Here is a 16,710-nt window from a genome sequence, read left to right as displayed (position 1 = left end):
AAAAAGCCCCCCTCAGCAAGGAGGGAGGCTTACAAACACTGGAAACAGCAACATCACGTTACTTATTAATACTTCTTTTTCTTTCTATAAATGACGAGCATTCCGCCTCCAGCAGCTAACAGGGCTGAGCCAAAAATGTAGTTCCACAGAAACGGTTTTCCTGTAACCGGTGATGTGGCTTTCGGCACAACTGTATGAGCTGTGACTGCATTGGGGGTGGTCTGATTTGCGACTACGAAATCGGGATCGGAAGTGAAGCTAATCACTGCTTTTCCCGGCGACAGGACTGCGTGTACTGGAACAAGCTTCCCGTTTGAAATCTTGTAGATTGTTGAATTCGTAGTAATGTTCGGATTGTAAATAGTCAGCACTACGGGCTTCTTCGGCACGTAATTTCTATTGAAGTTGACGCCGAATGCAGCTACGAAATTGCTGCTGCTTCCCAATAAGTTTGAAGGCACACTACCAGTCGTCAAGTTCATTTGAATCGGCATGGTGTAAGCGCCGTTTGGAACCTGTAGAACTGCTGTGCTCTGTCCTTGAACAGCTTTCAAAGTCGTTCCTTGAGAGCCCACAATATTTTGACCATCAATCTTTTTCAGCGTCTCCGTAGGTGCTGCCGGGATGACATATAGGGTATATGCCTGCGCAGCGGTTACACCATTTGCGTCCGTTGCAGTTATCGTAAACTGCGACATACCGGTTGAAGCAGCGGTGCCTGTGATACTTCCATCAGGGTTGAGTGTTAGTCCTCCAGGCAAAGACCCAGACGCTACAGTGAAGTGAATCGGGTCTGTTCCTCCCGTGGTTTGTATCGACTCTTGATATGTTTTGCCTTGAAGAACCATCGGTAAGGTTTTCGTCGTAATCAACAGTGTAGGATTCACTTGCATCGAGACTTGTTTATTGGCCTGTACTCCGTTGGCATCCGTAACTTGAATTAAAAACTGACTCAACCCTATGTTGACAGGTGAACCGGTGATAGTACCGTCATGATGAAGGGTCAAACCACTTGGTAATTGACCGTGGCTCAAAATCCATGTGAAAGGGCCTGTCCCGTTATTCACGGGTAATACGCCATGGTATGTGCCACCCATCGTGGCGCCAGGTACGTTCTTTATCGAAATACTTGGGACTGCATGGGTAGTGAACTTGAACTCGTGTGTACCTGTCGCTCCATTGGCATCCGTAACCACAATTGTAAATTGCGAAACCCCAACAGATGCGGGCGTCCCGCTTAACGTGCCATTCTGCGACAACGTCAATCCTTGCGGAAGACTCCCTTGTACCAACTTCCAAACAAGGGGTTGAAGCCCCCCGGACATCGAGAGAGTTTGTTTATACGGAGCGCCCACTGTCGCCCCAGGTAGTGTTGACATTGTAATGGCGGGCGTTGCGTCCACTGTTAACGACAACTGCTGCGTTGCCACTGCACCCGTACTATCCTTCACTTGCACCGTAAATTTGTAACTGCCAGTTGCAGTCGGCACACCGCTTAACGCTCCGTTGTTGCTCAGCGTCATACCACTTGGCAGGCTTCCGGATGGCAGCGACCAAGTAAAGGGACCCGTACCGCCAGTGATGTTCAGTTGTTTCTGATAAGTCGTTCCTTGTGTAGCATCAGATAACACGGAGGTTGAGATGCTCGGCTTCCCATTAACGGCTAATGAGAGGGTCTTTGTCGCTGAAGCTCCGTTGGCATCCGTGACTTGTACCGTAAACTGACCATTCGACGAACTTGTCGGGGTACCGGTAATCATCCCGCTCTTAGACAAGCTAAGTCCAGTCGGTAGACTTCCTTTAGCGACGGTCCAAGTGTCAGGACTGGTTCCTCCGGTCAGAGTTAAGGCCTGTTGGTATTGAATCCCCGCTGTATCAACTGGGAGAGAAGAAGTGGTGATGGATGGAACAGGGTTGATCTTCAGTGTGAGCTGCTTCGTTGATGTTACGCCGTTGCTGTCCGTGACTTGCACAGTAAAGGTACTGCTTCCTGAAGTCGATGGCTTTCCAGTAAGTTCCCCGCCTTGAGAGAGGCTTAGCCCGTTTGGCAGGGTGCCCTTTGCGAGTGTCCAGGTGAATGAGCCAGTACCGTTAGCTTCTGTCAGTGTTGTCTGATAATTCGCACCCACAGTTCCATCAGGCAAGGTCGTTGTTGAAATACTGGGAGCACCATTTACAGTCAAGGACAGAGCTTGGGTAGATACAACACCGTTTGCATCTTGTACTTGTAAAGTAAACTGGGCTGTACCCGCCCCACTCGGTGTTCCCTGAATGGTTGAACCCACCAAACTCATTCCAGTCGGAAGACTTCCCTTCGTGATGCTCCAAGTAAGTGGACCCGTACCACCTGTAACGGACAAGGGTGTTTGATACTTTGCCCCTACTGTTGCGCCTTTCAGACTTTGGGTCGCAACCTTTGGGTCGGCATTGACAGCAAGAGATACCTGCTTGGTTGTCACCGATCCATTGCCGTCCTTCACTTTTACCTCGAATTGCGTTGTCCCGGTTGTGGTAGGTGTACCTGTAATTTGGCCGTCAGCCGCAAGAGACAGTCCGCTCGGCAAATTCCCGTTGGCGAGACTCCATGTGTAAGGCCCCGTTCCCCCGGAAATTGAAATAGACTGTGTATATTTAGTGCCTAGCGTTGCACCAGGAAGATTCGTCGCAGAAATGCTCGGAACCGGGTTAACGGTCAAGGAAACTTGCTTCGTGGCCACAGCCCCGTTTTGGTCTTTCACTTGAACCGTAAATTGTTGAGTGGACGCAGTCGCAGGAGTCCCTGATATGACACCGGCACCCGACAGAGACAGCCCGGATGGAAGCGAACCCTTTGCTATCGACCAGGTATCGTTCCCCGTTCCGCCTGTCATGGAAAGTGCCTCATTGTACTTACTGCCCACGGTAGCGCCAGAAAGTGTCGAGGTGGTAATACTCGGTGAAGGATTGACCGTCAATGTGAGTTGCTGCGAAACCGTTGTTCCTTTGGAGTCTTTAGCTTGTACGGTAAATGTACTGGAACCTGAATTTTTCGGTGTTCCACTGAGCGCACCATCGGAAGACAGTGACAGTCCCGTAGGCAACGCACCTTTTGTTACGCTCCAAGTGATTGGGGAAGTCCCACCATTAGAACTCAGTTTGCCCGAGTAAGATGCGCCTGCTGTCGCTTGTGGCAAGCTGGTACTGGTAACAGACAAAGCTGCAGGAGGCGCAGCAGTTCCGGACAGTTGAATCACACGTGGATTCGTGGCTCCTTGAATACCAATGCTGAGTTGTCCGGTCTGTGTTCCCGTTGTTGTTGGGTGAAAGGTCACGCTAATTTGTCCTGTGCCGCCAACGGGAATAGGGTTTGAAATAGTATTCGTTGCACTGAAAGGACCGGTTGTAGTCACTCCTGTAATGGTCATCGGACTAGTGCCCTTGTTGGTCACCGTAATCGTCTGAGGAGAACTCGATGAACCTGAGAAGCCGTTAAATGAAAGGCTGCTTAGAGAGACGTTCAAGTTGTACCCAACCAATTGGTTCGCATAGGTATTCAGATACACATGACCCTGTGAGTCTGTATAGAGGAACATGACATCGCCGTTGGTCAAGTTAATCGCAGCCTTGGCGGATGTGCCTGCGGTCACCAGAACCGGTGAACCGAAAGAACTGCCAAAATCGTGACTTACGGCGAAGTATACATGGGCGCCATCGGAATAACCGGTGACCACATTCCCGTAGCCGTCTGCTTGAATTGAGCGGCCTTGATTTGTAGAATCGTTGGGTAGCGTGACTGTAGCATTCGTTTGAGCAATCGGGTCGATTTTGTATCCAGTCGACCCAACCCCGGCGATAAACAAGTTGTGTCCGCTCGAACTAGCAGATACACTTCCCACGGAGTAATTGACGGTATCTCCAGTGGGAGCCACAGCAGAGCCAAAAGACTCTCCGTAATTCGTACTGACATAATAACGAATGGATGGATTATCTTCATTGACAATGACATCGTGATTTACGGGATCGACGTGCACATCTGAAAATACGTACGCCGTTGAAGACAGATGGACTGCGCTAAAAGTGTCTCCATTGTCACTACTTACGTAAATTGTTTCACCTGCTGGACCAATTAAGTACACATGAGTCCCGTCAGCAGCCATATGAACTCGTGGTCCTGTGACTGCAAATTCATCGGCAGCCTCTGAGCCGACTTCAACAGGTGAAGAGAAGGTACTCGCGTTATCGGTACTCTTAGCAATCCAAATATTCCCGTTTGCATCTGCCCAGCTCACATAAATAGTACCTGTGGATGAAACAGCAATCGAAGGCTCGTAGTCTGTACCCAGAATCTTGACACTCGAATCGAAACTCTGTCCATCATTTGTACTGCGAGCTACTCGAATTCCATTGGATCCATGGTACACAACATATATGTACCCATTTGGACCTACAGCGATACTTGTTGAAGTATTACTATTTGTAATAGAGTTTCCAGTTTGCCCAGCATCACTAACCAATACATTTGCATATTTTGCAGTCGTTGTAGCTGCTAAAGCCATGCCTGGCGGTACCAGCATTAGAAGCAGTACCCCAGCAGCCAAAGCCTTAAACAATCGGCTAAATATTCTTTTCACCCTTACAGCCCACCATTCCATTTTTACATTTCCCGACATGAGTCGACATGATTTCTGCATAATATTCACAACAGTCACAATACTTTTCTCTATGTATAGCCCTTGACTAGATTGCTAACTCTAGATGTATTGGCATTCTCCTTTCGACAATGGATTACCTCACAGTTTGCTAGTAACTAGAGAATTAATGTTTGTTAAAATTTTGTTACAATAAACTTTATAACATAAAGAAATCTTTATTTCAAAATTTATTTAAGTTTATTTTTGAAATTAAGTTACATATTATTCCTTATAAGGGACGAAATCTTGGTCTAGGAGCTAAAGTGCATGATTGAGCAATTTGTGGGTCAGTTATCTCCAAAGGTGAAAAAACTCAAATTGATCTATGGCCTCATCCGGAAATACGGACCCGTTAGTCGCACAGACCTGATGCATTTAAGCGGCTACAAGTTAAACACATCTAATCGAATTATTGAGGACCTAGAGGAAAGCGAGTTGATTGCGCCTTTAGGGCTGGCGGAATCTACGGGCGGCAGAAAACCTAAACTCTATGCGATTAATAGAAATGCCAGATACGTAATTGGAGTTCATCTTTCAAAGCAATGTCTTAGTACTGCCTTGCTGAACATTCATCTCGATATCATTCATACAATTGAAACAGAACTTACTGGCAAAGAACCGTCGGATACAATCGCAAATATGATTGAATCGCAATTAGACAATCTTTTCTTGCGATTCCCCATAAAAGATAAAATGCTGGGCATTGGTATTGGTACCCTGCAACCCATTGATAGTAGTAGAAATTCAACCTTTGGATTTGACTATGCAGCTATCGCAAAGCATCTCGAACACAACGTCAAAACGCCAGTTCAAGTGGACGGCGGAACCAAACTGATTGCTTTGGGGGAATACAGAACCGAATACTGTAAAAACAAAGAAAATCTCATCTATACACTCGTCGGCGATGACCTGCGTGCTGCAGTGATTCAAGACGGCCAGTTGGCCAAAGACAATCACATTAAAGAAGACGCATTCGGCCATATCTGTATCAATGAGAACGGCCCAGAATGTAATTGTGGTGCCAGAGGATGTCTTGAAAGCTATGTCGGTTTAGACATCATACGGCATAATCTCATGCAGAAACTGGGGCCCAGTCAGCAAATGGACCTTTTTCATACTGACCATTACCATCCTGACAACCAGGCGGTTAGGAAACAGATTCTTGCTGGATTAGAGAAAGGAGATGCCGTATACGAGGACGTGATTAAAGAGGCCGCTTCCTACTTTGGCCTCGGACTTGCAAACATGATTTTGGTTCATCAACCTAGCGTAATCATTATCGGAGGGTGGTTAGGGAAGACCCCGATCTTCTACAACAAAGCGAAGGAAGTGGCACAAAGAAAAATACAACAGCATACAAAAAACGAAATTATCTTTGCCACGCCAAAGTCACAATTTGACGAGATTGCGCGTGGAGCTGCCTGCAAAATTGTTGACTACTATACCACTTGAATTCAGTCCACCAACACCAAATTCTCGTCATGTGCCCGATTTGGATAGACTCATTGATGTGAAGCACCTCGCTTCCCACTTGTCTCCACGGTAACTCTGTTTCTCCAACACCAGCCGCGAAGCTGAGTTACCACGGAGTCCTTATCCTTGGTTCCAAATTCTATCGTAAGCGGGTACTTGCGCCCTTTAAAGTACAACAAACAAGAATGGCTTTGTTCAGAGAATCTTACTTTCCGCAACTCCGATGCTTGAATCCGGCGTTTTGGGAAAATGAGTGCATCTTCTTCCACGCTGAGCGTTCTGTACTTATAAAAAAGTCGCAGCGTTAGTATGGTCCACCCAGTGATGTACGCTAACCCAGTTGCCCAGAAGATGGACTTGTATGGAGCAGAGACAATATCAGCTACAGCGAAAAATATCACGAAGAAACTTGCAAACGGCGACATCATTGCAATGGCATTTGTTTTGTAACGCATCACAGCCTCCTGACCGCAAATATGTCATTGTGGTTCGACGAATCAACCATTCAAACTCGCTGTTCGTGGTTGTCTTGATAGAATCCAGTTTTTGCCTGCTTGAACAACGGGATCGAGCGTGAGAGGATCCGCATTTCCTTCAAGGGAATCTATGTACTTCTTTACTTGTGGCATAGACCATGAGATGGTTTCATCGGGAGCTATTCCGACTTGTTCGATGGGTTGTCCCGTAGCCGTCACTGTTTCCTGCCAACCGGAGATCCTCACTTGAACGCCCTTCATAACCGGATATAGCCTGGGGTTCCCATCCGCTCCCATGGTTCGACTGCCAAAAGTCTTCACATTAGGCGCATCTCCTAGTTGGGCAACAAACATCTCTGCGGAAGACGCGTCGCTGCTGTTGATGAGCACTGCAGTCGGTGCTGAAATATGCGGCTTCAGCGGCAATAAGACCGCGTGATCCCATACGGAGAATGAACCGTGGTGATACGTTCTGCTAAGCAACGGCACCTCTGAGTGCGTGTACAAGTGATCCGTGAACCATACTCCTGGTTCACTCCTTCCGCCAGGATTATCCCGTAAGTCAAGGATGAGTCCCTTCGCTTTTAAAATCTCATTCATGTGGGATTTTAACTGTGCTTCCAAGGTGTCCGTCATAAGCGGAATGTGAATATACAAAATCCCTTTCCCAAACTGACGAAACACAACTTGACTTGATGATGTCAACGAGCGGACCTTAGCAGAAAAGGTTTTCATCTCGAAGAACAACAATTGGAAGGCTGGATCGTAGGTGTATTTTGGGTGTTGAGAACTGAAACCAGACCAAAGCTGACTCAATTTTTGCGCCGAGAAAACTGGCATGCTTACCGTTTGTACGACGTGAGTTTGGGGATTTTGAAATGTAATCTTTTCTGGCACATCCTTCGGTGTCTCGAATAGAGTCTGTACTTGCGGACCAAGGGGTCGAAACCAGTCTGAATAGGAGGATTGTAATACGTCTGTCAACGGCTTCCCGTTCATACCCAGCACAATCATTCCCGGGTGCACGGCGCTGTTACCAGGGGCCGCCATGACCACCACTTGATTTGCAAATACCTGCGTAAACAGAAATGGCCAGTAGCGTTGCGGCAACGGTGCACCCATCAATCCGCTATGCGAGTCATGAAGTGTCGAAATCATGTTTTGAACAACTTGAAAAAAGTCGGGCCACGTCTGTGCAGCCATGGCTTTTGGTTCGTAAGCAATTTTTTCTTGCTTCCAATTAATCACTTTCTCCTGAAAATCCGGGTAGTTTTCATTGAAAAGCGACCAGACGCGGCTGAAGACAGCTCTCTTTTCTGCAGCTGTTGGTGTACCTTTCGGTGTCAGCGATTGAGCATCCACTTTCTCGCCGCCCAAAGCACTATGCTGACCGATGCCGAATACAATACCGCCTAGCAGAAGCGCAAAGAGTGTCCCTATTACCGCGGGTTTCAACCGATTTCTGTTCACAGATTTCCACCCCTTCGCGGGAATACCTTCCTCATCAAGGATAATTATACTATTTATATGCAATTTGAGTCAGTACAACGCGCTGTGCCAGGACCACATATTTTTTTGCATTTTGGTTCAATTTACACTGTTGACACGTTAGCTATTCTGTATTACTATGTACCGGTACTAAGTAACACTTATTATCTGTATCACAGCATAGATGTGTTACAGAGTACTACACGCGAATGAGGCGAGAGACTTGGAACATCTAACAGAAATGCTCAAAGGTGTACTTGAAGGTTGCGTGCTTGAAATTATCAGCCGCAAAGAAACCTACGGCTACGAAATCACACGGCGGCTGAATGCCCTCGGTTTCACTGATGTTGTGGATGGAACGGTGTACACCATTCTGGTCCGGTTGGAAAAGAACAAACTCGTGGAGGTCACCAAAAAGCCCTCCGACGTGGGGCCGCCAAGAAAGTTTTTCGTGCTGAACGATGCCGGACGCCGGCAACTGCAGGAATTCTGGACAAAGTGGGAGTTTGTATCCTCCAAAATTGACGAGTTGAAGGAGAAGAAACAATGAATTTCTGGGAGAAGATAACAGGCAGTGACATGACGAAGGAAATGCAGTCTTTTGAATCGAGATCGAAAAAGTTGCCGGCTGATTTCCAAGAGGCGTGGGGAACGATTACTTCCAATCTCTGGCCGTACTCAGATTTTACAGGTCGCAACCTCATGCCAATTCTAGATGGTGTGCTTGGATTGCTCGAAGAAACGGCAGCAGACGGGCACAGTGCAACAGAGGTTCTAGGCGACGATATCAAGGGGTTTTGCAGAGCGTTGGTCGGAGAAGAAGGAGCGAAGTCCTACCGGGATAAGTGGCGTCAGCAGCTCAACCACAATGTCGCAAAAAAGCTAGGTAAATAGGAGGAGAAGAAAATGACAATCCAGGATATTATCCAAGGCAAAAAACAGTGGCGGGCACACATGGCGCGTGTTAAAGCACTTCCGCAAGACTATCAGATTGTTTATCAGGAAATGCAAAAATACCTCTTCAAGGTGGGGCCCGTCGACTTGACTGAAGAGACGGGGTTGCTCTCAGGCATCGTCAATTTCTTTGAAGAAGGTGCAGCCTTAGGCAAAGACGTGTTGGAAGTAACGGGTAGTGACGTAGCTGCTTTCTGCGACGATCTCATCAAGGATTCCAAAACCTACGCTGACATGTATCAGGAAGCTGTGAGTAAAAAAGTGCAAAAGTCCGTGAAGAAAGCTTCGAATAAGGCAGAGTAAGAGGAGGGGCTGAAATGCAAACAGGCATTCAGGTGAAAGGACTGCAGAAGTCATACAAGCAACTTGATGTTTTGAAAGGCGTAGAGTTCGAAGTACAACACGGCAGTATTTTCGCCTTGCTCGGAGCCAACGGCGCGGGAAAGACAACGATTGTGAAGATTCTCAGCACGTTGCTTCAGCCAGACAGCGGAACCGCTGTGGTTAACGGATTCGATGTCACGTCACAACCGAAACACGTGCGGCAGTCAATCAGCCTGACGGGACAATTTACGGCCGTGGACGAGGTGTTAACGGGAAGAGAAAATCTCGTCATGATGAGCAGACTGCGACACCTCAAGAATCCGCGACAAGCCGCTGACACCTTACTCCATCGCTTCGGTTTGACGGAAGCTGCCAACCGCCGGGTGGCGACCTATTCCGGCGGTATGCGCCGCAAGCTCGATATCGCCATGAGCCTCGTCGGAACACCAAAACTCATTTTCTTGGACGAACCAACCACAGGACTTGACCCAGAGGCCCGCATTGAGGTTTGGAAGATGGTCAAAGAGCTTGCCGACTCCGGCACAACCGTATTTTTGACCACTCAGTATCTGGAGGAAGCAGAGCAGCTTGCCCATCGAATTGCCATTCTGCATGACGGCAGAATTATTGCCAACGGGACGCTGGCTGAACTCAGAAAGCTGTTCCCTCCGGCGAAAGTGGAGTATGTGCAAAAACAGCCGACATTGGAAGAGGTTTTTCTTGCGATTGTCGGTACCAAGGAGGCAAATTAAATGGAAGCCACACAGAACCACTTTTTCAGTGACATGGGCGTGATGTTTGGACGTTCCATGCGCCACATCTTTCGCAGCATGGACACCATATCATCACAGTCACCATCATGCCAATCGCTATGATGCTGTTGTTTGTTTATGTGTTTGGGGGCGCCATTCAGTCGGGTACGCAAAACTACGTGAACTACTTACTGCCAGGTATCTTGTTGATGGCGATTGCAAGTGGAATATCCTATACCGCTTACCGCCTGTTTATCGACTTGCAGCAGGGTTTCTTTGAGCGGCTCCATTCGATGTCAATCGCACGCTCCACCATTTTGTGGGGGCACGTTTTGACCTCACTGGCAGCAAACGCCATCTCAGTTGCCGTCATCCTGCTTGTCGCATTGATGATGGGCTTTCGTTCCTCAGGAGGCATATGGTCATGGCTTGCCGTGGCCGGTATCCTCATGTTATTCACACTGGCTTTAACTTGGATCGCGGTCATTGCCGGTCTATCAGCAAAATCGGTAGACGGTGCCAGCGCCTTTTCCTATCCGCTTCTCTTTCTGCCGTTCATTAGCTCAGCGTTCGTGCCGACAACAAATATGCCTGTTGTTGTTCGTGTCTTTGCCAACAACCAGCCTGTTAACTCAATTATCACCACAATCCGGCTGCTTTTGACCGGACAGCCTGTCGGTAACAGCCCATGGGTTGCCCTCGCGTGGTGTTTCGGCATCCTTGTTGTTGCTTATGTCTTTGCAATGTGGACTTACAAACGAAAAATCGCGTAAATCACTCTTACGAAAAATCCTTCTTTATCAGCTTTTGAATCTCTGCTTTTGGCAAAATAACCTCATCGTCATAGGCTTGCAACACACTGTTATACACAGTCTTGGATGGGCCTTTGAGTTGGTCGTAGTGAATGTCCTTACTTGCGCTAAAGTGTCCCTTCATACCAAGCCCGATACTGAGCATCAATTGTTTGGACATATTCGTCGCTACAAGGTAGCTGTGCAGACTCTTTAGCAACGCCGGAATTCTGGTCACTTCGCCTGGACTCATGACTTTCTTGGCGATGCCTACAAGTGCGGCCTTCTGCAAACGCTGCCGGCCGAAGTCGGTACCAGGCACCCCGTATCTCGTGTGGACAATTTCGAAAGCCATCCTTCCTTTCACGAAGTGAGAACCTTTCGAAAAGAACTTACCGTTGTCTTGCGGGTACCAGGCATGGTTAATCGTCACCGGGAACGGCAGTTTGATTGTAATACCGCCCACGGCATTCACCATATTCTGCAGCCCAGAGTAGTTGGTTTCTGCATAATAATTGATCGGTACGCCAGTCAATTGGCTAATGGCTTTGACCGCATCAATGATGCCTTGTTTTTCTCCGTGATTGACCTGATCCATATATTGAACACTGGTCAGTTTCGTATATCCGTAGCCAGCCATGTACACGCGTGTATCACGAGGAATACTCACCAGATTGAACCGATGCTTGTTTAGGTCTGCGTGGACGAGAATCATCGAATCTGAATGGCTGGCAGCGTTGGTTAAATCCGTTTTACTGCCGGCTGCACGTGCATCGGACCCTATCAGCAGCATATTGAAGGTACCATTCGCTTGGCCTACATTCGTTTTTTTCGAACCCCCGGCAAGCACCGGACGCGTCTTCGTCGTGATATAGTTCTTAGGCTGTAAGTGATGATACTCATATGCTAAAAATCCACCGCCACCACCAAGGATGAGAGCAACACCCACCCCAGTATATGCTAAAACACGTTTCGTACGGCTGCGTTTCTTCAGTGGTTTGGGCGTTGAATTCTTCTTATTATTCATATCTAGCTCCCTTAATTTTGGCATGATTGAATCTAGATTACGACTATTGTGCAACACAAATCTCAAAGTTTGCTATAATTTGTCGGATGATTGGGCCGTCAAGAAAACGCCCATCCCGGACGCACAAAAAAAGACTGCCGACCGACGGCAGCCTCATATGACGTAGTACTCATAGGGGGGTCAATGTGAGTAAAGGGCGCTTACTCGATGAATTGAAGTATACACACAGAATGTTGTGATTCAGTGGAGATGATGTGATTCTTTTGTTGTGGCTGTTTTACTCCCCTAGTATGCATCGAGGAGTGCGTCCCACTCACTGTCTGAAATAGGGTTCAAAAGCTTGGGCTGAATGAACTTCAGCAGATTGCTAAATTCTTTTCTGTGAACTTCTATAGTGTTTGCTCGAAGAATAAACCAGGCTACATATGGAACAAGGAGTTCGAGTCCCTCACCCGTATCTTCTTTTCTCAGTTCCAGTACCTTGGGCTTGCCAAGAATACTAGCCACATACGTCAGTTTTTCAGGTTCAGGTAAGGGAGAACGGATACAGATATCCAAGGCATCTTTGACAGCATTAAAGAAGACCATGGACATGAACTCTTGATTCTCGGAACTAATTGGCCCAAACCTTGACAGCAGCTTGATGGATTGCTCATGCAGTTCTTCGTAGGCATCATATCGAGTCTCTGAAAAAGCAGAGAAGGATGAATTCTCCCTCACTCTGTAATTGTGGAGGCACTGATTCAACACTCCAATCCTCTGAGAACTTTCAAACAGTCCGATGGTAAACGCCGTGTCAAAGCCTTTGTACTTCTGTTCCATGAACCTTTGAAACACGCTCAGGTCTGCCTTGCGAAGAACCTCTGTCCGAATGAGTTTGCCCCAGACAGGGCGCAAAAAACTGTGAATCAGTCGAAAGTAGTACGGCGTTTCGGCAAAGGTAAAAGAGAGTTTGGCATCGGAATTACGAAGGATATTCCTCTCTCCAGTAGCTTCGTCAAAGGACTGCGTGCCACAGACACACATGTCCAGGTTATCCGTCTTACAAAAACCAACGAGGTGAGCGAGAAAATCGCGTTCCAACCAATCGTCACTATCCAGCACGGCAAAATACTCACCATGGATGGTATCAAGCATCAGGTTGTATCGAATTCCTCCAGCCCTGCTCGTATGGTGAAAAGCCCGGATGCGCGGGTCTTTACGGGCATAGTCTTCGATGACAGCCCAGGTGTCGTCTGTGCTGCCGTCGTCCACAATAATATACTCAAAATCCGGATAACTCTGTTTCAACACACTTTCGATACACTGCCCGATATATTTTTCGTCGTTGTATGTTTGCGTCCATATCGTAAGCATAGGTCTTCGTACTCCAATCCTGAGTTGGAAAATCCCTGTTCCCCATACTGCAGACATACTCAGGCTTAACTGCAAGACGATGCAACGAGGCCATTTCGTCTTTTCTAAGTTTTGATAATTTTTCATACGGAAATTCGACAAAAACTGCAATAATCCTTGTTTGGACAAGAGTTGTCAGGATGATCAGGGCTGTAAAAGCTGCCATGACGATGCCGCTGGAACAAAGTCGTGACGCATGTGACACTCTTCCGTACCAACTGCAAATTACGACAATGAATGACACAGACGATGCCTACGAGGTAGTATAAACACAGGAACATCCTTGGATGGTAAAACCAATCAAAGCAGAAGGAGGGCACAACCAATGACGAAAAGAAATTTATGGGTATTCGCTGGTGTCATCTCACTGTCCACAGTTGTTCTCGTTGGTTGCAGCTCAAAGACAAACGCAGCAGCAGGCAATGGCACGACCAACAAGCAGGGAAACGCCAACGGTACAACGACAAACCAGAAAAATGCCAAGACACAACAAACTCAGAACACGACCAAAAGCAATTCTCCTACTCCTTATACAGTGTACAAAAACAAACGATTTGGCTTTACCGTTCGCATTCCAACCACGTATAAGAAATCCCCGCCGCCCCAAGACGGCGATGGCGCATCATGGACTTCCAGCAATGCAGTCAAAATCACAGCATATGGTCAGTACAATGTGCAGAATGATACGGTTGCATCAGCTTTTAGCAAATTGGTTACAAAGAATCATCCCAGCTATAAGATAGAAGGTAAGGATTGGTTGGTTGTCTCTGGCATTAATCAGTCCAACCAGATCTATTACACAAAAATGTATATCGGTAAATCGAAAGAATACGTTTTAAAAATCCTGTATCCAAAATCACAAAAGAGTCAGGATGCCAGTCTTGTGACTGCAGTAGCGAACTCCTTTCAGCCGGGACCCATTCAGCCTGCAGACAGTTACTCGACTTACACCAATCAGGCATACCACTTTTCCTTGAAATATCCTTCCAAGTGGACCCAGGGTCCTACACCGGCGAACGGATCCGGCCGTTTATTTTATGTTAGCACCAATCACAGCAGTTTCTCGAATATGGCGTCTTCTTTGGGGTTACCTGCACACGACGCCGTGATACAGGTAGTCGGCACACACAATCCAACGAACGTTACCTATGCCAGCGTCAAAAACCGCCCAAGTGGACAAGGGATTGTTTCTTACAAGGTTAGCAAGGTGTCGAACGGATACGAAATTCAAGAAACACAGAAAAAAGGCAATGGCTTGTGGTATACAATCCAGCTTTTCAATAAGAATTACTTCAATACTCTGACTGTCATTATTCCAAGCAACTCTGGCTATTATAAGGGGATTGCTCAAAGTGTTATTCAATCTTATACACTCACACCCTAACAGTTACAGCATCAAGACATGGAGATGACCGTATGCCTGATAGAGAGTCAATTCTCAGCCCCAAAGACCACTTTCCTTTTCTGGAAGATGCACAAACCAGGGCCGACCCGAACTGGAACGCGGCTTTTCCGAAAGGCCGTTTGCTGCTTGTGACTGGTGACATCTGCGAATCAGTGGTACTGGTGCTGCGCGGGCAGATTCGAGTCTATCAAGTGTCCAATTCCGGACGAGAACTGACACTCTATCGCGTCGGACCTGGTGAATCCTGTGTCCTTATGCTGTCCAGTGTACTGGCTGAACAAAGCTATCCTGCCGTAGCGGCTGCCGAGACGGATGTCACAGCTGTGACCGTGCCCGTCGCTATGTTTCGAGAGTGGATGCAAAAGAGTACCGGGGTTCAGCGGTTTGTCTACGACACGCTGTACCACCGGTTAACCAATGTCATGGTGCTCGTGCACGAGGTGACCTTCGGTAAAATGGACGTGCGAATCGCCTGCTACTTGCTGGAGCATACCTCAGCAGAAAACATCGAGCTGACCGTCAGACACGAAGACATTGCACTGGAATTAGGTACAGCCAGAGAAGTAGTGACCAGAATCCTGCACACCTTGGAGCGAGACAGTCTCATTGCAACCGGCAAAGGCAGAATTACAGTGACCAACCGATCCGCATTGGCAAAGCGGTGCGAAGATGCGTGATGCTGCGATTTCCAGGATTTTATGAAGAAAGTCTGCGAACTTGGTCTTGCCTTGTCTATCTCTAAAACGCAAACAACCCCAACTTCAAGTTCAAGTACTTCGTATAACATGAGTATGTTCTACTTTGTTTGAACACAATAATAACGAAGGTCGGAAGCTCTACACTCCCGACCTTCTCGCACAAGTCGGGCGACAGTTATCTCAGAGTCCGACAGACTTGAGAGTAGCCACCCAACGGGCTAGGAAACCATTTGGGTGGCTACATTACGTTCTTAACAGTGTCGCATCGGACTCTGAAGACGTGAATCAACGAAATGCCTCGATATGGCTCTCGTCAATGTCACCATATTGCTCGAGCATTCCCCAACAGTCAGGTCGCGAGCCATCGACGTCGGTTACGTCGTACAAATCTGCTAGTTGTTTCGAAGTCAGGGTCCTTCCCGCAAACCTTGCCACGTGAGAGTCGGCAACCAGGGCAGCGATACCCCGGGCCACATAGGTCGGGGATTCTGAGATCCCGAAGTCAGGCGTGGAGATGCAGGCGTCTCGCCAGTTCTGTTCGGTCACTCCAAAATTTTCGAGCATCATTTCAGACCGCAACCACCCTGGAGTCACGCCCAAGGCAGTCATCGGTTCATTAGCGAGTTCAAACGTGAGGGCTTTGATGATTCGTCCAACGCTCGCTTTGACCAAATCATAATAGGCACCGACGTTCTGACGGAAGTTGGAATTATATTCTTCAGTGCCGTCTGTCATTTCAATAATAATTCCATTTGTCGTGCGAAGCATGAGCGGTATCGCCTTGGAGAGGGTGATGAGATGTGTATCCACTCCCATCCGCAGCATTCGGAGTCCACCCTCAAGGTTGTGTTCCCACAGCGGCTTATTCCACTCGGCATACCTATCTCCGCCAAACATGTCGTTGACAAGTATATCGAGCCGCCCTTGTTCCTCCTGGATTGTTTGTAGAAGTGATTCCACCTGGTCAGGGTCAACGTGATTTACACGAATAGACTTCCCCTGACCACCTGCCGCATGTAATAATGCCTCCGTTTCTTCGATAGTCTCCGGGCGTCCTATTTCAGACGGACCCGTGGCACTGCTGCTGCGTCCCGTCACATAGACAAAGGCCCCTGCTCGGGCCAACTCAACCGCAATCGCCCTGCCTGCGCCACGTGTTGCCCCCGCTACTAATGCTATCTTGCCTTTCAGTGCTGTCATGTCATTCGTACCCTCCAGTGTTATAGAATTTCGCCTCAAGCGATGGTGACAGTATAT

At 47.7% G+C, this 16,710-nt stretch carries 14 protein-coding genes and 1 pseudogene; 9 read left to right on the top strand and 6 right to left on the bottom strand.

Annotation, left to right across the window (positions count from 1 at the left end):
• Nucleotides 1–65 precede the first annotated feature (65 nt).
• Nucleotides 66–4,610: a beta strand repeat-containing protein gene (locus GI364_RS01540; RefSeq protein WP_198851984.1), complete on the bottom strand. Its 4,545-nt coding sequence runs from the start codon at nucleotides 4,608–4,610 to the stop codon at nucleotides 66–68.
• A gap of 327 nt (nucleotides 4,611–4,937) precedes the next feature.
• Here GI364_RS01540 and GI364_RS01535 point away from each other — a divergent pair, with 327 nt between their 5' ends.
• Nucleotides 4,938–6,122 (top strand): ROK family protein, encoded by a 1,185-nt coding sequence (locus GI364_RS01535; protein ID WP_198851983.1) that lies wholly within the window; start codon nucleotides 4,938–4,940, stop codon nucleotides 6,120–6,122.
• Nucleotides 6,123–6,172: 50 nt separating this feature from the next.
• Here the strand turns inward: GI364_RS01535 and GI364_RS01530 are convergent, their stop codons facing one another.
• Both GI364_RS01530 and GI364_RS01525 read right to left on the bottom strand, forming a co-directional pair.
• Nucleotides 6,173–6,598 (bottom strand): hypothetical protein, encoded by a 426-nt coding sequence (locus GI364_RS01530; protein ID WP_198851982.1) that lies wholly within the window; start codon nucleotides 6,596–6,598, stop codon nucleotides 6,173–6,175.
• A gap of 42 nt (nucleotides 6,599–6,640) precedes the next feature.
• Nucleotides 6,641–8,089: a S41 family peptidase gene (locus GI364_RS01525; protein ID WP_198851981.1), complete on the bottom strand. Its 1,449-nt coding sequence runs from the start codon at nucleotides 8,087–8,089 to the stop codon at nucleotides 6,641–6,643.
• A 259-nt stretch (nucleotides 8,090–8,348) separates the two neighbouring features.
• Here GI364_RS01525 and GI364_RS01520 point away from each other — a divergent pair, with 259 nt between their 5' ends.
• The 5 genes and pseudogenes from GI364_RS01520 to GI364_RS01500 all read left to right on the top strand — a co-directional run bounded on the left by GI364_RS01520 (nucleotide 8,349) and on the right by GI364_RS01500 (nucleotide 10,910).
• Entirely contained in the window at nucleotides 8,349–8,657 is a 309-nt protein-coding gene (locus GI364_RS01520; protein WP_304503180.1) for a PadR family transcriptional regulator, read from the top strand.
• Nucleotides 8,654–9,001, top strand: coding sequence for a DUF1048 domain-containing protein (locus GI364_RS01515; protein ID WP_198851979.1), 348 nt, complete (start codon nucleotides 8,654–8,656; stop codon nucleotides 8,999–9,001). Before GI364_RS01520 ends, GI364_RS01515 begins: the two co-directional genes overlap by 4 nt.
• Before the next feature lie 12 nt (nucleotides 9,002–9,013).
• Nucleotides 9,014–9,364, top strand: a complete 351-nt coding sequence (locus tag GI364_RS01510) for a DUF1048 domain-containing protein (protein WP_198851978.1) — start codon at nucleotides 9,014–9,016, stop codon at nucleotides 9,362–9,364.
• Nucleotides 9,365–9,378: 14 nt separating this feature from the next.
• Nucleotides 9,379–10,137, top strand: coding sequence for an ABC transporter ATP-binding protein (locus GI364_RS01505; RefSeq protein WP_198851977.1), 759 nt, complete (start codon nucleotides 9,379–9,381; stop codon nucleotides 10,135–10,137).
• A pseudogene (locus GI364_RS01500) lies at nucleotides 10,138–10,910 on the top strand (ABC transporter permease).
• A 7-nt stretch (nucleotides 10,911–10,917) separates the two neighbouring features.
• On the opposite strand, the gene GI364_RS01495 reads toward GI364_RS01500, so the two are convergent.
• Together GI364_RS01495 and GI364_RS01490 are read right to left on the bottom strand one after the other, a co-directional pair.
• The gene (locus GI364_RS01495) at nucleotides 10,918–11,955 is read right to left on the bottom strand and encodes an LCP family protein (protein ID WP_198851976.1); all 1,038 of its coding nucleotides are present in this window, start codon (nucleotides 11,953–11,955) and stop codon (nucleotides 10,918–10,920) included.
• Between the two features lie 285 nt (nucleotides 11,956–12,240).
• Complete coding sequence (locus GI364_RS01490) at nucleotides 12,241–13,311, bottom strand: glycosyltransferase family 2 protein (protein WP_198851975.1); 1,071 nt, start codon at nucleotides 13,309–13,311, stop codon at nucleotides 12,241–12,243.
• Between the two features lie 179 nt (nucleotides 13,312–13,490).
• Here GI364_RS01490 and GI364_RS25060 point away from each other — a divergent pair, with 179 nt between their 5' ends.
• From GI364_RS25060 to GI364_RS01480, 3 genes are read left to right on the top strand one after another with little or no spacing between them, the layout of a single operon-like run.
• Nucleotides 13,491–13,619 (top strand): hypothetical protein, encoded by a 129-nt coding sequence (locus tag GI364_RS25060; RefSeq protein ID WP_255524540.1) that lies wholly within the window; start codon nucleotides 13,491–13,493, stop codon nucleotides 13,617–13,619.
• A 56-nt stretch (nucleotides 13,620–13,675) separates the two neighbouring features.
• Nucleotides 13,676–14,734: a hypothetical protein gene (locus GI364_RS01485; protein ID WP_198851974.1), complete on the top strand. Its 1,059-nt coding sequence runs from the start codon at nucleotides 13,676–13,678 to the stop codon at nucleotides 14,732–14,734.
• A gap of 32 nt (nucleotides 14,735–14,766) precedes the next feature.
• Entirely contained in the window at nucleotides 14,767–15,432 is a 666-nt protein-coding gene (locus tag GI364_RS01480) for a Crp/Fnr family transcriptional regulator (RefSeq protein WP_198851973.1), read from the top strand.
• Nucleotides 15,433–15,738: 306 nt separating this feature from the next.
• On the opposite strand, the gene GI364_RS01475 is transcribed toward GI364_RS01480, so the two are convergent.
• Nucleotides 15,739–16,653 (bottom strand): SDR family oxidoreductase, encoded by a 915-nt coding sequence (locus GI364_RS01475; protein WP_198851972.1) that lies wholly within the window; start codon nucleotides 16,651–16,653, stop codon nucleotides 15,739–15,741.
• Nucleotides 16,654–16,710 lie beyond the last annotated feature (57 nt).

The sequence above is a fragment of the Alicyclobacillus sp. SO9 genome (assembly GCF_016406125.1).
Taxonomy (GTDB): Bacteria; Bacillota; Bacilli; order Alicyclobacillales; family Alicyclobacillaceae; genus SO9.
The sequence above is the reverse complement of the archived record's forward strand: the minus strand, read 5'-3'. Positions and strand labels throughout refer to the sequence as shown.